General features: G+C 49.8%; 18 protein-coding genes and 1 other RNA gene. 13 read left to right on the top strand and 6 right to left on the bottom strand.

Going from position 1 to position 15661, the window contains the following annotated elements:
- Window positions 1–79: 79 nt before the first annotated feature.
- From rnpB to BUB27_RS08795, 5 genes are all read left to right on the top strand, one after another.
- Window positions 80–478, top strand: an RNA gene (rnpB, locus tag BUB27_RS08815) — RNase P RNA component class A.
- A gap of 161 nt (window positions 479–639) precedes the next feature.
- On the top strand, window positions 640–1563 hold the full coding sequence (locus BUB27_RS08810) for a DHH family phosphoesterase (protein WP_159434883.1): 924 nt from the start codon (window positions 640–642) through the stop codon (window positions 1561–1563).
- Window positions 1564–1608: 45 nt separating this feature from the next.
- A complete protein-coding gene (gene truB / locus BUB27_RS08805) occupies window positions 1609–2331 on the top strand; it encodes a tRNA pseudouridine(55) synthase TruB (protein ID WP_143183441.1) in 723 nt (240 codons plus the stop codon).
- 12 nt (window positions 2332–2343) lie between these two features.
- Window positions 2344–3270 carry a bifunctional riboflavin kinase/FAD synthetase gene (locus tag BUB27_RS08800; RefSeq protein WP_143183440.1) on the top strand — a complete coding sequence of 309 codons (927 nt, stop codon included), beginning with the start codon at window positions 2344–2346 and terminating at the stop codon, window positions 3268–3270.
- 7 nt (window positions 3271–3277) lie between these two features.
- Window positions 3278–3958, top strand: coding sequence for a phytanoyl-CoA dioxygenase family protein (locus BUB27_RS08795; protein ID WP_143183439.1), 681 nt, complete (start codon window positions 3278–3280; stop codon window positions 3956–3958).
- On the opposite strand, the gene BUB27_RS08790 is transcribed toward BUB27_RS08795, so the two are convergent.
- Window positions 3945–5153 carry an AI-2E family transporter gene (locus BUB27_RS08790; RefSeq protein WP_143183438.1) on the bottom strand — a complete coding sequence of 403 codons (1209 nt, stop codon included), beginning with the start codon at window positions 5151–5153 and terminating at the stop codon, window positions 3945–3947. The two genes, BUB27_RS08795 and BUB27_RS08790, sit on opposite strands and share 14 nt — an antisense overlap.
- A gap of 131 nt (window positions 5154–5284) precedes the next feature.
- Between BUB27_RS08790 and BUB27_RS08785 the strand changes: the two genes are divergently transcribed.
- On the top strand, window positions 5285–7279 hold the full coding sequence (locus tag BUB27_RS08785; RefSeq protein WP_143183437.1) for a DNA gyrase/topoisomerase IV subunit A: 1995 nt from the start codon (window positions 5285–5287) through the stop codon (window positions 7277–7279).
- Window positions 7280–7328: 49 nt separating this feature from the next.
- On the opposite strand, the gene BUB27_RS08780 is transcribed toward BUB27_RS08785, so the two are convergent.
- Window positions 7329–7859 (bottom strand): hypothetical protein, encoded by a 531-nt coding sequence (locus BUB27_RS08780; protein WP_143183436.1) that lies wholly within the window; start codon window positions 7857–7859, stop codon window positions 7329–7331.
- A gap of 102 nt (window positions 7860–7961) precedes the next feature.
- On the opposite strand from BUB27_RS08780, the gene BUB27_RS08775 reads away from it, so the two are divergent.
- Window positions 7962–8438, top strand: coding sequence for an NUDIX domain-containing protein (locus tag BUB27_RS08775; protein WP_143183435.1), 477 nt, complete (start codon window positions 7962–7964; stop codon window positions 8436–8438).
- Here BUB27_RS08775 and BUB27_RS08770 read toward each other — a convergent pair.
- From BUB27_RS08770 to BUB27_RS08755, 4 genes are read right to left on the bottom strand one after another with little or no spacing between them, the layout of a single operon-like run.
- Complete coding sequence (locus tag BUB27_RS08770; RefSeq protein WP_143183434.1) at window positions 8417–9244, bottom strand: alpha/beta hydrolase; 828 nt, start codon at window positions 9242–9244, stop codon at window positions 8417–8419. The genes BUB27_RS08775 and BUB27_RS08770 overlap by 22 nt on opposite strands.
- Window positions 9237–9818: a TFIIB-type zinc ribbon-containing protein gene (locus tag BUB27_RS08765; protein WP_143183433.1), complete on the bottom strand. Its 582-nt coding sequence runs from the start codon at window positions 9816–9818 to the stop codon at window positions 9237–9239. The genes BUB27_RS08770 and BUB27_RS08765 overlap by 8 nt, the downstream gene beginning before the upstream one ends.
- Before the next feature lie 14 nt (window positions 9819–9832).
- Entirely contained in the window at window positions 9833–10237 is a 405-nt protein-coding gene (locus BUB27_RS08760) for a phnA protein (protein WP_143183432.1), read from the bottom strand.
- 8 nt (window positions 10238–10245) lie between these two features.
- Window positions 10246–10869: a DUF2238 domain-containing protein gene (locus tag BUB27_RS08755; RefSeq protein WP_143183431.1), complete on the bottom strand. Its 624-nt coding sequence runs from the start codon at window positions 10867–10869 to the stop codon at window positions 10246–10248.
- A gap of 124 nt (window positions 10870–10993) precedes the next feature.
- On the opposite strand from BUB27_RS08755, the gene BUB27_RS08750 reads away from it, so the two are divergent.
- The 6 genes from BUB27_RS08750 to frr all read left to right on the top strand — a co-directional run bounded on the left by BUB27_RS08750 (window position 10994) and on the right by frr (window position 15648).
- On the top strand, window positions 10994–11887 hold the full coding sequence (locus BUB27_RS08750; RefSeq protein ID WP_143183430.1) for a LysR family transcriptional regulator: 894 nt from the start codon (window positions 10994–10996) through the stop codon (window positions 11885–11887).
- A gap of 51 nt (window positions 11888–11938) precedes the next feature.
- Entirely contained in the window at window positions 11939–12571 is a 633-nt protein-coding gene (locus BUB27_RS08745) for an adenylate kinase family protein (RefSeq protein WP_143183429.1), read from the top strand.
- Window positions 12572–12631: 60 nt separating this feature from the next.
- Entirely contained in the window at window positions 12632–13594 is a 963-nt protein-coding gene (gene fmt, locus BUB27_RS08740; RefSeq protein ID WP_143183428.1) for a methionyl-tRNA formyltransferase, read from the top strand.
- A 30-nt stretch (window positions 13595–13624) separates the two neighbouring features.
- Window positions 13625–14239 (top strand): hypothetical protein, encoded by a 615-nt coding sequence (locus tag BUB27_RS08735; protein ID WP_143183427.1) that lies wholly within the window; start codon window positions 13625–13627, stop codon window positions 14237–14239.
- 84 nt (window positions 14240–14323) lie between these two features.
- A complete protein-coding gene (pyrH, locus tag BUB27_RS08730) occupies window positions 14324–15064 on the top strand; it encodes a UMP kinase (RefSeq protein WP_143183426.1) in 741 nt (246 codons plus the stop codon).
- A 17-nt stretch (window positions 15065–15081) separates the two neighbouring features.
- The gene (gene frr / locus BUB27_RS08725) at window positions 15082–15648 is read left to right on the top strand and encodes a ribosome recycling factor (RefSeq protein ID WP_143183425.1); all 567 of its coding nucleotides are present in this window, start codon (window positions 15082–15084) and stop codon (window positions 15646–15648) included.
- Window positions 15649–15661 lie beyond the last annotated feature (13 nt).

Below are 15661 nucleotides of genomic sequence, written 5' to 3'. Positions count from 1 at the left end.
GTCGGACCAAAGCTTCACAAAGTCATGAAGAGCATTTTTAGCTTGGATGCTTGGCTCTACAGGAGTAGCTTGCGCCCTCATCGCTCTCCGGGTGATCGCGGCTGCGGCAGTAATGTCAGTAGTCGAGGAAAGTCCGGACACCAGAGGGCAGTGCGCCTCGTGAAGAACGGGGGATATCAAGGCTCAAGCCTTGATAGACGGAAAGTGCAGCAGAGAGTAGACCGCCGATGGATCTCCGGATCACAGGTAAGGGTGAAAGGGTGGGGTAAGAGCCCACCGCCCAGAGGGTAACCGCTGGGGCACGGTAAACCCCGCATGGTGCAAGACATAACAGGGGAAGGGTCGCCCGCCCGAGTAGGATCCCCGGGTAATAGTCGCACGACTGCTCCGGCAGCGTCCTGTCTCGGCAGGAAGACAAATGATCACACAGTCCCGCTCGCGGGATGGACAGAATCCGGCTTACAGGAGAGCGATGAGCCTTTTTTAGATTCATGATTAGACAATGAATGGCCTTGCTTGTTGACCGTGTATCGGCATCTTTCCGTTCTGAAACCTCAAGAATATCGATTTTTTACCATGGAAAACAACTCCTTCTCAGAAATTTCCCAAGCTTTTCGCGATCATAACTCCTTTATCATAATGAGCCACGTGCGTCCTGATGGTGATGCCATCGGCTCTCAGTTGGCACTGGGTCATGCTCTGGAGGAAATGGGGAAGACTGTCTATTATGTCAATGAGGACGGACTTCCTGAGAATCTGGATTTCCTGCCACACGCAGACCGTATTGTTCAGCCTAAGGGAGAAGTGCTGGATGTGGAAGTGGCGATTGCCGTTGATTGTGCAACCAAGCCACGCTTGGGCGAGAACGCACTCAAGGCTGCCTCTAACGCAAAACTCTGGATTAATATCGATCACCACATTTCTAACCCTCGCTACGGAGATCTGAATCATATCGACTCCACGTCACCTGCTACAGGGCAGATTCTCTACAATTTGATCACGAAAGAAGACCTTCCTCTTAGCGCGGTAACACGTGATGCCATCTACGTGGCTGTCTCCACGGATACCGGGTCTTTCCAGTACAGTGGCACCACGGTAGAAACCTACGAAATGGCCGCCGACCTAGTACGCCGTGGCCTAGATGTGGGTAAGATCAATGCTTTGACATACGACAGCAATCCATACCGCCGTGTAGAGCTTCTGAGGCATTTGCTCAACACGCTCGTCCGTACCGATGACGGAGAGATTGCGGATTGGCAGCTTGAATATCACGTTAAGGAAGAGCTGGAGCTCAAGCCTGAGGATAGCGAGGGACTCATCGATATTATCCGTGCCGTCAAAGGGGTGACTGTAGCGGTCTTCTTTGAAGAGCTTAAGGGCGGTACTGTCCGCGTAAGTATGCGCTCTAAGGATCTTAAGGTGAACGTCTGTGAGGTTGCCAAGGAATTCCATGGTGGAGGCCATGCTTTGGCCGCAGGCATTCGTATGGAAGGCCCTATGTCTGAGGCTCGTGAGAAGGTTCTCGCAGCGCTCAGAAAGAAAGTAGATCAAGCCAAGGGCTAGGCCTCTTGAGGTTCACAGTTTAACCGCTATTTTAAAGCATCAGCTATGGAAACCGATTTCTCACCTAGCGGCGTTCTTGTCGTAGACAAAGAGCCGAACATGACTTCGCATGATCTGGTGGCGATCACCAGACGCCAGCTTAAGTTCAAGAAGATTGGTCACTGCGGCACCCTGGATCCTATGGCTACGGGTGTTCTTATGTTGGTCATCGGAAAGGCAACAAAGCTTCAAGATAGGCTGATGTGTGAGGACAAGGTCTATGAGGGCTCCTTGAAATTCGGTGAAACGACTAATTCACAGGACAGAGAGGGTGAGATCGAGGAGACCAAAGAGGTGCCAGCTTTCTCTGATGAGGAAGTCGAGGCAGCCTTCAACCATTTCGTCGGCGATTTTGAACAGATTCCTCCGATGGTCAGCGCGATCAAAAAGGACGGGGTACCTCTCTACAAACTTGCCAGGAAAGGTAAGGTCGTGGAGCGTAAACCACGTGCTGTAAAAGTGAGTGATTATAGCATTTCACGTATTGAACTCCCTGAAGTGGACTTCACCGTGCATTGCTCAAAAGGTTTCTATGTGCGCACTTACGCGCACGACATTGGACAATATCTTGGCTGCGGTGCTCACCTAACTGCTCTACGGCGTACGCGCTCCGGTCATTTCGATCTCAGCCGTGCGATCAAGGCATCCGATCTCATGAAGGCCACGCGCGAGGAGATCATGGAGAAGCTGATTGGGCTGGAGGAGATTGCAGAAATCCTCAGTAAGTGATAAGTCTATCATATGCGTGTATTTCAGGACATCCGTGAACTTACAGAGTTGGATGCGCCTCTGCATTTAGCACTTGGTGTTTTTGACGGCGTGCACGTTGGGCACCAGGAGGTGATTGGCCTGGCCGTGGAGGGTGCGAGGTCTCAGGGTGGATTGAGTGGAGTGCTCACCTTTGAGCCACATCCGATACGTGTATTGGCGCCTGAGCGCGCACCGCGCCGTATCTTGGCATCGATTGATCACAAAATCGAATTACTCAAGGACATCGGTGTAGATTTCGTCTGTGTGCAGAAGTTTGATAAGGACTTTGCTGCCCGTAATGCAGAGGAATTCATCGCTGATTTAGCCTACTACGCCGATGAACTCAAGCGTGTGGCCGTAGGTGAAGATTGGGTGTTTGGTCGTGGCCGTAGTGGGAATATCCACAAGCTTCGCGAGTGGGGTGGAGAACTGGGCTTTGTTGTTGATGCCGCGGCTCCTGTTATGGTGGACGGCGAGCGTGTGAGTAGTACCCGTATTCGTCAGGCGATCCGTGATGGCAACCTACAGGCTGCGCATGATATGTTGGGCAGACAATACACTGTGGTTGGTACTGTCATTGAAGGGCGCAAGCTTGCTCGCAGCTTGGGTTTCCCTACTGCCAATGTTGTTGCTCACAACGAGCAGTTGCCTCCCGATGGAGTTTGGGCACTCAAGGTGGAAGTGAATGGCAAGTCCTATCAGGCGATAGGCAATCTTGGTCGAAGGCCTACCGTTGAAATGGAAGGCGCCAGACGCCTGTTAGAAGTTCATGTGTTTGGATTTGATGAAGATATCTACGGTCAGGTGATCGAGGCAGAATTCCTCGACTATATCAGACCTGAGAAGAAATTCGAATCTATTGAGGCTCTCAAGGCTCAGATAGAAGATGATGTCAACAAAGTGAAGTCTATCATTTAACAAGAAGATGCTGGGCAGCTATCAAGAACGCGGCTTTGCCATAATCAAAGGATTTGCTGATGCTGATGTGGTGCAGAAATTTCGCACTGAAATGGATAAGGTGTCTGAGAGTGAAGCATCGATCTGTGTCAGGCACTTGCGCTCAAAATCTGATATCGTCGAGGAGTTTGCCTTTTCTGATCAGGTTCGCGATCTGCTCGGTGCAAACTGGCTGCCGGTCCGTAGTATTTTATTCGATAAGAATAAGGCAATGAATTGGCCAGTGGCATGGCATCAAGATTTAACCATAGCATTGAAGGGGTATGAGGAGGTCTCCGGCTACGGTCCATGGTCAGAGAAAGATGGGGTCATACATGTCCACGCCCCCGATCAAGTTCTTCAGAACATGATAACTATCCGACTACACTTGGATGATACGCCTGCCTCGAATGGGGCGTTGCGGGTAATGCCGGGCTCACATCTGAAGGGTAAGATTAATTCAGCACTTATTCCTGCAATGGTGAATTCAGGAGAGCATGTTTGTGAATGCTTGGCTGGGGATTTGTTAGTCATGTCCCCATTAATTCTGCACGCTTCCCACAAGTCGCAGAAGCCAAGCCGGCGGCGTATAATTCACATTGAATATGCCCAAGCTAACACTCTAGATGCCGCTCTGGAGTGGCATGAGTCAGCCATTAAGCGGAAATAATTCTCTCCAAGCGATTGAACATGGGGAACTTTGAGAGGCTGATTCTAACCACCATGAGGATCGGAAGTCCGATAAGCATCCCAGGGATGCCCCATAGAGCGCCCCAAGCCATGACCCATATAAAGATCACAATAGGGTTCACCGTGAAACTTTTCCCTAAAATGGCTGGAGTGAGAAAGTTGCCCTCGATGATCGTGAGCATGTAGTAAACTGCGGGCACAAGTATTACAGCGAGCTGATTGTCAAAGTGGGTCGCTGCCACCAGGAATACAATCACAGCACCAATAATGGCCCCGATGTAGGGGATGAAATTCAGAGTGCCTGCCATGACCCCCCAGAGTATGGGGTTCGGCATGCCCAGTGCCCACATTGCGAGTCCCGTGATGACTCCAAGCAGCGAATTAATGACAGTAATTGTGAGCATGTAGCGCGATACTTCTGTGGTCAATTGGTCCATCAGTGCGGCTGTAGCTTCCACTTCAGTGATGTGCTTGATCATGTTTTCGCCATAGGCCAGCAGGAAAAACACAAGGATGAAGGTGATGACAAGGTGGTAGCCGACTGACTTCACCGTTTTGATGAGTTCGTCCACCGGACTTTTGCCGACTTTTACGCGCACAGGCTTATTGTCCTTGATGTCATCTAGCACAGTAGCAGGTGTCTCAAGAGGTGGAGATACTTCCTTCTCAATCCCGGGCCGCGCAATAGATTCTGGAGGGGCGAATTCGTCTTCTACCTCAGGTTCCTTAGGTGTGGTGATTTTTTCCACCTCGGTGGCAACCTTGTTGAGGCCTGACTGAATGTCTGAGAGCGGCTGAAAGACGTTTTTCAGTCTCTGTTTTACGATATCATCACGGAGTTTTTCCGAATACTCATAAGCAGGCTCGGATAAATAGATGATGGCAGCACCCACTCCTGAGGTAACCATCATAAGAATCATTAACGCGGCTACTGGAGATAGGATGTGAAGTTTTTCGTGTAGAAACTTTTGTATAGGGTTGAGAATGAGTGTTATGAGGAGTGCTAGTATGACCGGGAGGAGCACAGGGCGGACAAAGTAGAGCGTGTAAGCACCAGCGAGTAACAAGATGCCAAGCTGCACGTTAGTCATCCTTCTAATACTATCACGTAACGAAGCCTTGTGTTCGTCCTCTTCCTCACTAGGTATGAAATCGCTCTGGTTGTCGTTACTCATTTGCAATTGCTAGTATGATCTGTTTTTCTGCTTTGCCAAGCAGCGAGGTGATTTAGGAAATCACCTTGACGCCAGTGGGGGTTGGCAGCGATATTTAACCTAAGTTAACCAATTAATCGATCAGTTATCATATGAGTCAGGAAGAAATGCCGGAAGTGAGTTTGCGTGATATGTACTCAGACTATTTCCTGGATTACGCGAGTTATGTAATACTTGAGCGCGCGGTGCCTCATATTGACGACGGTTTGAAGCCAGTGCAGCGCCGTATATTGCACTCCATGGATGAGATGGATGATGGCCGCTACAACAAAGTTGCGAACATCGTTGGGAATACCATGAAGTACCATCCGCATGGTGACGCTTCCATTGGGGATGCCATGGTGGGCTTAGGTCAGAAAGACTTATTGATCGATACCCAGGGTAACTGGGGTAACGTTCTCACGGGCGACCGAGCTGCAGCTCCTCGATATATTGAGGCCCGACTAACTCCATTTGCCAAGGAGATCAGCTTTAACCCAAAGACTACGGACTGGACGCCGAGTTATGACGGGCGAAATAAAGAGCCGGTTGCATTGTCCATGAAGTTTCCTTTGCTTCTTGCCCAAGGGGTCGAGGGGATTGCCGTGGGCTTGGCGTGTAAAATTTTGCCTCATAACTTCATAGAGCTGATCGATGCGAGCATTTCAGCTCTACGTAAGGAACCATATTCCCTGTATCCAGATTTCCCGACTGGTGGAATCATGGACGCCAGCGATTATCGTGAAGGCCTACGTGGTGGGAAGATACGAGTCAGAGCGAAGGTGGACATCGACAGCAAGAAGTTGCTTAGGATTACCGAGGTGCCATTCGGTGTTACAACCGGCGGATTGATGGACAGTATCGTCGCGGCTAATGAAAAGGGCAAAATCAAGATCTCCAAGATTGAGGACAATACTGCAGCGAACGCAGACATCTTGGTGCATTTGCCTGCAGGTGCGGATCCAGAGATTACAAGGGATGCCCTCTATGCCTTTACGGATTGCGGTGTCAGCATCTCGCCGAATGCCTGTGTGATTATCGATGGTAAACCACGCTTCATGGGGGTCAATGACATCCTTAAGCACAGCGCTTACCTGACCAAGGATTTGTTACAGCAGGAGCTTGAGATCAAATTGGGTGAGCTCAATGACAAGTGGCATTTCAGCTCCTTGGAGAAGATCTTTATTGAGAATCGCATCTATCGCGACATCGAGGAGTGTGAAACTTGGGAGGCTGTCATTGAGGCCATCGACAAGGGGCTCAAGCCATTCAAGAAACTGCTCAAGCGTGAGGTTACCCAGGATGACATTGTTCGTCTTACCGAAATCAGGATTAAGCGGATTTCCAAATACGACAGCTTCAAGGCAGATGAAGCCATCAGAGTCTTGGAGGAAAATATTGAAGAAGTAGAAAAGAATCTGCGTAACTTGACTCGCTTCACCATCAGGTACTTCGAAAACCTCAAGAAGAAGTTCGGTAAAGGGCGTGAGCGAAAGACGGTTCTGCAGGAGTTCGAGGTTGTTGATCGTACCCAGGTTGTGATCGCCAACGAGACTCTTTACGTAGATCGCAAGAATGGTTTTGCTGGTTTTGGCCTGAAGAAGGAGGAAGCTGTCGAAAAATGCTCGGAACTTGACGATGTTGTGGTCTTCAACTCTGACGGAGTGATGAAGGTGATGAAGGTTGCCGAGAAGTTTTTCGTCGGTAAGCGTCCACTTCACATAGCCGTCTTCCGTAAAGATGAGGAGAAAATTTACTCAATGATTTACCGTGAGGGGCGTGATGGTCCAGTGCGCGCCAAGCGCTTCAAGATCGGCGGCGTTACTCGAGAGAAAGAGTATGAGATTGCCAAAGGGCCCAAAGGTAGCCGAGTCTTTTACTTCGCGGTCCACGACTCTGAAGAAGAGAGCTCTAACAATGTGGTGGTAGTTCACCTCAAGGCTGCACTGAGGTTGCGCAACCTTGCCAGACCATTCCACTTTGGAGAGATTGCCGTTAAAGGGCGAAGTGTCCGTGGCAATCTGGTAACTAAGCATGCTGTAGACCGGGTAGTACGTGCGCCTAAGGATTTATCCGAAGGAGAGGGTGACCTTTTCCAAGGGAAATAAGTAAAGAAAAAGGCTGACCTGCCGGTCAGCCTTTTCAAATGAAGGAGGTTTATTTTACGGTAAACTTTCTACCTCGGTTCTCTCGCCAGGCTTTAGTAATTGAGCTGTAGAGTTGGTTGAGGTCTGCTATTTCATAGAGGCGATACTCAACAGTCTTGGCGTGAGTGGTGATTGGGTATTCTTTGGTGACGACGGTGTTAGCATCACTGCCAGTACGCTTGGCGGCCTGGTCACCTAGTTGTTTGGCACGGTTGATCAGGTTTTGGGCGATGTTGGAATTGCCGTTTTCCCCGAGAGCTTCAATGACGTATATACGAGTCGCTAGGGCGCCCTGTGTTTCGATATTTACTTCGTGCACCACGGCTCCTTTGATCATGTAGCTGTGCATGCTTACGGATGAGAGGCGGTCCAGGGCGACCATGTAGCGCCCCCCAGGAAGATCAGCCTGCCAAAAACGCCTCACAGAATTCACGACATCAGAATTGTCTTTCTGGTCGTCTTGGGAGAATGCTGTGGTGGGGCTGAGAGCCGCCATTGCAATGATGGCAGAATAGGTGATTGTTTTGGCAAAAGATTTCATAGTGCTTTTTTGTGTCTACGATTTAACAAGTGAACGGTTACAGGAGTTTCTGTCAAAACCTGATTTACAGGACAGACGTGCACAGGTTAATAATTTTAACGAATGCCAACGTACCGATCCAATGTAGCAGCCCTGATCATGAACCATCGTGGTGAGGTTCTAGTCTGCGAGCGTAAGAATTTCCACGGATCTTGGCAATTTCCACAAGGTGGTGTAGACAAAGGTGAGAGGAAAAAAGAAGCTCTTTATCGAGAGGTGTGGGAGGAGGTAGGCTTGAAAAAATCTCATTATAAGGTCTTGGAGAAAAAGGGAGGGTACCGATATCTGTATCCTCCCAAGATCAGGAAAAAGAAGAAGTACGATGGCCAGAAGCAGACCTACTATCTGTGCCAGCTTAAGAAATGGGCCCCGTCTCCCTATATTGGCAAAAACAACCCCGAGTTCAGGGATTATGACTGGGTTCACCCGGAGGATTTTCACGAAGAGTGGCTACCAGACTTCAAGCTTGAGGTGTATAGGCAGGTGATGTGGGATTTTTTCGAAGTAGATCTGAGCACTTACTCTTCGATGACAGAGTGATGAGCTTCGGCGAAATGGTTAATCTCGCTAACGACAAAGTCTAAGTTCCGGAAGTAAATGTCATTGTGGTCTGTTTTCTCCAGGCTGATCAGTTGGTTGACTCCCTGATGCTTGGCCACGAGCTGCTGCCCATGTTCGTGTGGGATGACTGAATCATTCTTCCCATGCACCACGAGTAGAGGTGAGTGGACATCTTTGATTCTGCTGATGTTAGGAAACATGTCACAGGGGAATATGGGGTATTTGACGCCGACACGATAAATGCTGGTGAATGGAGCCAGGAGGACGACGCAGGCAGGCTGGTTTTTTGCTGCAAGATACACGGTAGGTCCAGTACCCACTGATTGTCCAAGCAGGATGATATCCTGTTCCTTGATGCCGAGTTTTTCAGTGGCATGAGACCAAACTTTGTCGATGGTGGCGTAACATGTCTTTTCCGTGGCGGCACCATCACTTAGCCCATAACCAGGGTAGTCGTAGGCAATCACTCCATATCCTAAGCCTGAAAACTCCCGAAACAGGTCTGTTAGTTGGCCAATGTCCTCTGCATTGCCGTGGGACCAGAAGATGGTTGGCTTGCCCTTGGCGGCCTGGTAATGGACTGTGGCGATCTTTCCGCCTTGGCCGTCGTCGATAAGAGTTAAGTGGGGGAGGGTTTCATCATAATGATCACTCGGTGGGTAAAACACCAGTTTGTGCGCAAAGAATACCGCGACTACGAGCAGCATCAGATAGATGCTGATGAGGGAGAGGACCATTCGTTTCCAGCTTAGATCGCCAACTAAATATTTTCTTAGCTTACTCATTACCAATATGTTCGTGTAGCCAGGCTACGATGCGTCGTTTGTTTGGTTGATCCACGAGCCATTCTGCAAATGACTTGAGGCGGTCGGCATCCATCCGTGACATTTCACTGAAAAAGCGTGCATTCATAGAGTCTTCAGCCTCCTGGATGCTCACTTTTCGTTGGTATGATGAGCTGAAGATCATGTGAAGGGAGGCATGGAGACCATGTTTTTTCAGGGCTTCCCATTCTCCTGGGTCAAGCCATATCCCGCCTGTGCTCGGACTACGGTCTACATAAAAACTGAGCCCTTCACCAACCCGATATCTCACCAATAGGCAATGGCTCTCAGGGCATAGTAAGGCTGGACGATTTCCGTTGTGAGGACCGTCACCTGCTCTTGCTTCTCTGACAGGCTGGTACTCATGCTTGCTTACAGTGCTGTGAGTGTGAGACGTGGGCTGGGTGGAGTGCCACTGCCAGTAGGCAGGTGCTTGAATCCAGTGGCCTTTGGATATGGGGCACTGCCAAGAAGTCAGACCTGGTTCTAGCTCGAATTCCACGAGTTCAGTCTCTGGATGGAGTGGGCTTTTCATGTGGGCGGTTTGAATTAGGCGATTGGGTTGGCCATGGCGGCATCCGTTATACTATCATCTAGATAGGCGTCATCGAGAACCGATTGAGCCCAAGGCTCTGATTGAGCGATATAACTAAGAATTCGGCATGCCATGATTTGTACGAGTTCCTGTTCACTCCAAATCAACTCTCTGAGGTAGCGCCAGTCATCAGGAACCAGGATCTTTGGATTGTTGATTTGAGCGGCAGCATTCTCGCTGATCATCAGGCATCGGTCAAAATCGGGATCCTTCGGTACGGGGGGGACCTCATAAATCACGAGTGGTGTGTTCGACTCACCAGTGAGCTCACACTTGGATTTCGCCCGTCGCGCCAAATCTTTACCGAAGTAGTTGAGGGTCTCCATGCGCTCCTTGTGCTGATCGTATCCTTTAGCCATATTCAGTTTTAGTAGCGTTGCTTGGCCGAGATGGCAATAGCTGCCAGGAGGGCACCAATGGTATTATAAACTAGGTCCCAACTGGTGTTTGCGTATCCACCCACATTAGTCTCAGAAATTATGAGAGTTGCAAAGAATTCGATGACTTCATTTAGTGCACCATAGCCCATAGAGGATGTAGCACAGAGTAGTACGACCCCGAAGGTGGGCTGCAGGCGTCGCTTGTATCGCTGGTGAATGATAGACGCTAGTGTCTGCCAGCTGAGCCATGTGGTGACTGCAAAGCCGTAGCAGTGGACGATTTGGTCGTACTTCAGCTTCCCTGGAATTAGCCAGAGCGAATAGAGTACCCGCTTGCCGCCATCGGTGGGCCAATTTTCCGGGATGGCAAGCAGCCCACCAGCTAGGTGGGCTAGGCCCCAAAATGAGAGTGCCCAGAGCAAGGGGGCAGTATAATTGATCTTTTTGTGTGCTATGAATGCGCCGATAATAAGAAGTATCAGCACGCTCACATAGTAAACGAATTCAGTGTTGCCGTTTAGCATGGCCATTACCACGGCACCAGCAATATAGAGGCAGTTGAAAACGATGAGTCCCATCAGGGGAGTGTGTTTCTGGTAGGAATTCATCATAATATTTATTTACACTCTTCATCTGCTAACAAACTGATTCTGACTTGGAAAGAGAAAGTGTGGTGCTACTCCATGGTGATAGTTGATTGCCATAGGTGGACATATCCTGTTAAACATATGTCTGATGAATGTTCACCACCTAGAGTTGTTCTACTACGTAGCCAAGTATGAGGGAATTACTGCTGCGGTTAGAAAAATGCCCTATGGCATTCAGCAACCTGCGGTCAGTGGGCAGATCCTACAGCTTGAAAACGAGCTTGGGGTAAAGCTGTTTAATCGCCGGCCATTCGCCCTTACTAAAGCGGGTGAGGATTTGTATGATTTTGCCTACCCGTTCTTTTCGCGTCTGGCAGATATCGAGGAGCGGTTGAAAGGTGAGGAGAGTAGCCATCTGAGGATTGCCGCGTCGGCTTCAGTCCTCGGTAACCATCTTCCTGAGGTACTTGAGAAGCTCAAGCTGAAAACCCCGGATCTGAAGTTGACTTTGAAGGAGGTTGAGCCTTCCGAAGTCTTTGGCTTGCTGACATCTCAGCAGGCCGATGTGGCCGTCACCGTGTTACATGACCGCTTGAGTGATGGGCTTAAGTCCATTGAGTTAATGAGGATCCCCCTGGCTTTAGCTGTTCCAGCATCCTGCAAAGTGAGTAGCCTGGAAGATCTGCTTGAAGATTGCCCTTATGGTGATGGTAAAATTGGTAAAATCCCTCTGGTGGGCTTGCCGGCTAATGAGACCCTGCAGAGGTTGTTTCAACAAGGCCTCAATCAGCAATCGGTACGCTGGGAGGTCAGTATGGAAGTGAATGCACTCGATGTGATCCAGCGCTATGTGGGGAGAGGCTTCGGCGCGGGGATCACTGTGGCTATCCCTGGGGTCAATCTTTATCAGGGGTGTCAGTTGCTGCCATTGGACGGCTTTCCTCCACTAGTCATCGGGGCCGTGTATCAAGGATCACTGAAGCCGATTACCCAGGAGTTTCTTGAGGCAGCCAAGAGTCATGTGGCTAGCCTGGTGTCATGAGCGCAGAATTCCTCTTGCGCTCGAGGTAGTGGGCACTACACTGCCGCTTCTATGGCAACAGAAACCCGCTCAAAGCGACCTGCAATTCTCATTCTTGGTGCTCCTGGGTCCGGCAAAGGCACTCAAGGCAAAGCATTAGGCATGGTGCCGCGCTTCTTCCATTGCGCCTGTGGTGACGTCTTCCGCTCACTGGATACCCGCACTGAACTTGGTAAAAAATTTGTTGAGTACTCCAGTAAGGGCCAGCTTGTTCCAGATGAGCTGACGATCGAGTTGTGGAAGGCACAGATCGAAAACTGGAAAGATAGCCATGTTTATTTCCCGGATGCAGACATCTTGGTGCTAGACGGCATTCCACGTAATGTTCGTCAGGCTGAAATCCTTTCTGAGTATGTTGATGTGCTTCAGGTCTTCCATCTTTCTTGCCCAAATCGCGAAGAACTCGCTCGCCGCATGCGTAAACGTGCCCTGAGAGATAACCGCATGGATGATGCATCAGACAAGGTGATCGAGGAGCGCATCAGAACCTATGAGGCCGAAACCAAGCCAATCCTGGAGTTCTACCCTGAGTCCATTCGTACTGATATCGATGCTGCTCAGCAGCCGATCAAAGTTCTCAATGATATCATCAGTCGTATTCTGGAGCTTCCAGTATACGGAGAGATGAATAAAGTGGTTATTTAACCTTTTTCTACTTTTTCCTAAAGGGCTGCCTCGGCAGCTCTTTTTTCATACCTAGACGTCATGCAAGATAAGAAACGTATCCTTTTCATGGGGACTGGCGATATCGCCATTCCTTCCTTCGAGGCTCTGCTGTCCAGTAATTACGAACTTGTGGCTCTCGTAACTCAGCCTGATAAGCCAGTCGGCCGTAAAATGGTGATGACACCACCGCAGATCAAAGAAGTTGCCTTGAGTCATGGTATTCAGGTCTTGCAGCCAGAAAAGGTGAGGGGGGCTGACGAGCTTGAGAAGATTCGGGCACTTGCTGCCGATGTGATTGTGGTGATGGCCTATGGCCAAATTCTGCCGAAAGCGTTACTGGAGATGCCGAGTGTTGCCTGTATCAACTTGCATGCGTCCCTGCTCCCCAAATTCAGAGGTGCTTCCTGTATTCAGAGCGCTATTGATGAAGGGGATTCCGAGACGGGTATCACAGTGATGCATGTCTCTCCAAGGCTTGATGAGGGTGATATCATTCTTAGTAGTAAGGTGGCCATTGGGTCAGCAACCACTGGAGGGCAACTTCATGACGAGTTGGCCGCAGTCGCTCCCGGGGCTATGTTGCAGGCTCTCCAGGAATTGTTCGATGGTGTTGCATCGCGCACTGCCCAGGATGATTCCTTGGCTAGTTATTCTCCCAAGTTGCTGCGTGAACACGGCCAGATTGATTGGGGGAGTTCAGCTGAGCAGATTGAGAGAAGGGTGCGCGCCTATGATCCATGGCCTGGCACTTATACTTGTTTCCAGGATGCTAAAGGCCGTACCAAGAGGATCAAGATCTTCCCTGGGCTGGATGTCGTATCTGGACTCAGCGGTGAACCCGGCGAAGTGCTGAAACTAGATGGTGAATTAATCGTCGCCTGTGGTTCTGGCTCTGTTCGCATACATGAGCTGCAGGTTGAGGGCAGCCGCCGCATGGGGGTGGAGGATTTTCTGAAGGCATCACCACTTTCCGTGGGAGATAAACTCTTTTCACTCGCCTAGCCGGATCTATCCATCTAGGGTAACAATGTCATGCTTAAGACTCTAACTGTACTTATCGCAACGGCCTTAACTGCCTTCTCGTCCACCAAGGCGGTGTATCCGGTTTGGCAGCCAATATCATTGCACGGCACTGATGTTGATGGCGTGCCTGGGATGGAGAGCGGGGTTGCATTTGGGGTGGTGATGTCTCGTCCCATGGTTCTCTCTGGTGCATTGCCAGAGGCGCTGGTATGTGCTGTTGGTCTCCAGCATCAAATGCAAAGTATCGGGACCTACGAAGAGAAGGAGGCTAATCTGTTAGTGCTCTACAATATCTCGGTCCAGCCTACACTCAATGACAAAGGTCTGTTGATCGTCTTTGATCTTTCCAAGATAGTCACACCAGAGGACATGGAAGTTGGTGCCCGGGATTCCATTAAGCTGGCCGTGACTGCCATCAAGAAAACCTTGCAGGCATATGCTGACGCCCATCTACGTAAAGATTTGAAGTGCGCCATTAGCATTGAAGGTCTAGGCCTCAAGAATCAAAGTTTCCGGGAACTAGGTGAGCAGTTCGTCATTAAAGTGCCGAAGATTGAGCCTCTGATCGAGGAGCCTGAGGATGAGGACGAGCTTCCAACAGAAGGCGAAATCCATAAATTCTAGGATCGGCTGGGGAAAAATCGACCTCATTTAAGGAATAAGCTTTTCAATTCATCAGCTGACCTGTTTCCTAAACGCAGCCGCGCTATGAGTAAAACTGATCGATCCTTCAAACGTGTAGTCCTTAAACTGAGTGGAGAAGCCCTGCGAGAATCAGGAAGCCAAGATAACATCTCCCCAGAAATTGTTGAGCGAATCGCTTGTGAAATTAAAGCCGCTCATTCCACTGGAATGGAAATCGCTATCGTAGTCGGTGGCGGTAATTTCTGGCGTGGAGCGAGCGCGAGCGCTAGGGGCATGGATCGAGCGACTGCAGATTATGTAGGTATGCTTGCTACAGTGATGAATGCTCTGGCTGTGCAGAGTGCATTGGAGGCTGAAGGAGTGCCTTGCATTGTCCAGTCTGCTATCGAAATGAAGAATGTTGCTGAGCCGTTTATCCGACGCAAGGCATCACGCCAACTTAAGGAGGGCAGAGTAGTTGTTTTTGCAGCCGGTACTGGCAGCCCGTTCTTCTCCACAGATACGACCGCGGCTCTCCGAGCTAGTGAAATGGGGGCAGATGCTATCCTCAAGGCGACTATGGTCGATGGAGTCTACGATGCTGATCCCAAGAAGAATCCTGAGGCAAAGCGTTTCAACAAAGTGTCATTCCAGACATGCATCGTGGAGCAACTCAAGGTGATGGACTCTACAGCATTCACGCTCTGCATGGATAATGATATTCCAATCATTGTTTTTGATCTTAATGTTCATGGCAACATTACCAAAGCGATTGTCGGTCAAGACATCGGCACGATTGTAAGCAAAGATAGCGACGAAGTTTAAACTAACAGATATATATTATGGAACCTCAAGAAGTATTGGAAGAATTGGAGATGTCCATGGAGCAAGCCGTTGAGTACATGGGCTCAGAGTTTGCCTCAGTCCGTACCGGCAAGGCGTCTCCTGCGCTCGTTGATGGCGTTGTAGTTGAAGTGAAAGCCTATGGCAGCAAAATGAAGCTCCGCGAGTTGGCTGTGATCACTACGCCAGAACCTCGTCAGATCCTCATCCAGCCATACGACGCCTCTACGATTAACGATATCGATCGTGCTATCCGTGAAGCTCAACTTGGTTTTAACCCAGTCAATGAAGGAAAGACTCTTCGTCTTCCTATTCCTGAGCTTACCGAAGAGCGCCGCCAGCAAATGGTGAAGCGTGTGCGTACCATCAGTGAAGATACCAAGGTTCGTATCCGTGGCTGCCGCAAGGAGGGCATGGACTCAGGCAAGAAGATGAAGAACGACAACGTGCTTACCGAGGACAGTCTTCGTGATTTCGAAGCGAGCGTTCAGGAGCTTACCGACAAATTCGTCAAGCAGATCGATGAAGAGACTGCTGCGAAGGAGAAGGAAGTCATGACTGTCTGATCCAGCCAGACTA

This window comes from Rubritalea squalenifaciens DSM 18772 (assembly GCF_900141815.1).
Classification (GTDB): domain Bacteria; phylum Verrucomicrobiota; class Verrucomicrobiia; order Verrucomicrobiales; family Akkermansiaceae; genus Rubritalea; species Rubritalea squalenifaciens.
The sequence above is the reverse complement of the archived record's forward strand: the minus strand, read 5'-3'. Positions and strand labels throughout refer to the sequence as shown.

Coding starts and splice junctions, on each gene's coding strand:
- BUB27_RS08780 (WP_143183436.1), bottom strand. CDS start 7,859: ATGAAATCTTTTGCCAAAACAATCACCTATTCTGCCATCATTGCAATG.
- pyrH (WP_143183426.1), top strand. CDS start 14,324: ATGAGTAAAACTGATCGATCCTTCAAACGTGTAGTCCTTAAACTGAGT.
- BUB27_RS08750 (WP_143183430.1), top strand. CDS start 10,994: ATGAATGTTCACCACCTAGAGTTGTTCTACTACGTAGCCAAGTATGAG.
- BUB27_RS08790 (WP_143183438.1), bottom strand. CDS start 5,153: ATGAGTAACGACAACCAGAGCGATTTCATACCTAGTGAGGAAGAGGAC.
- BUB27_RS08770 (WP_143183434.1), bottom strand. CDS start 9,244: ATGAGTAAGCTAAGAAAATATTTAGTTGGCGATCTAAGCTGGAAACGA.
- frr (WP_143183425.1), top strand. CDS start 15,082: ATGGAACCTCAAGAAGTATTGGAAGAATTGGAGATGTCCATGGAGCAA.
- truB (WP_143183441.1), top strand. CDS start 1,609: ATGGAAACCGATTTCTCACCTAGCGGCGTTCTTGTCGTAGACAAAGAG.
- BUB27_RS08810 (WP_159434883.1), top strand. CDS start 640: ATGAGCCACGTGCGTCCTGATGGTGATGCCATCGGCTCTCAGTTGGCA.
- BUB27_RS08800 (WP_143183440.1), top strand. CDS start 2,344: ATGCGTGTATTTCAGGACATCCGTGAACTTACAGAGTTGGATGCGCCT.
- BUB27_RS08760 (WP_143183432.1), bottom strand. CDS start 10,237: ATGGCTAAAGGATACGATCAGCACAAGGAGCGCATGGAGACCCTCAAC.
- BUB27_RS08795 (WP_143183439.1), top strand. CDS start 3,278: ATGCTGGGCAGCTATCAAGAACGCGGCTTTGCCATAATCAAAGGATTT.
- BUB27_RS08765 (WP_143183433.1), bottom strand. CDS start 9,818: ATGAAAAGCCCACTCCATCCAGAGACTGAACTCGTGGAATTCGAGCTA.
- fmt (WP_143183428.1), top strand. CDS start 12,632: ATGCAAGATAAGAAACGTATCCTTTTCATGGGGACTGGCGATATCGCC.
- BUB27_RS08775 (WP_143183435.1), top strand. CDS start 7,962: ATGCCAACGTACCGATCCAATGTAGCAGCCCTGATCATGAACCATCGT.
- BUB27_RS08745 (WP_143183429.1), top strand. CDS start 11,939: ATGGCAACAGAAACCCGCTCAAAGCGACCTGCAATTCTCATTCTTGGT.
- BUB27_RS08735 (WP_143183427.1), top strand. CDS start 13,625: ATGCTTAAGACTCTAACTGTACTTATCGCAACGGCCTTAACTGCCTTC.
- BUB27_RS08755 (WP_143183431.1), bottom strand. CDS start 10,869: ATGATGAATTCCTACCAGAAACACACTCCCCTGATGGGACTCATCGTT.
- BUB27_RS08785 (WP_143183437.1), top strand. CDS start 5,285: ATGAGTCAGGAAGAAATGCCGGAAGTGAGTTTGCGTGATATGTACTCA.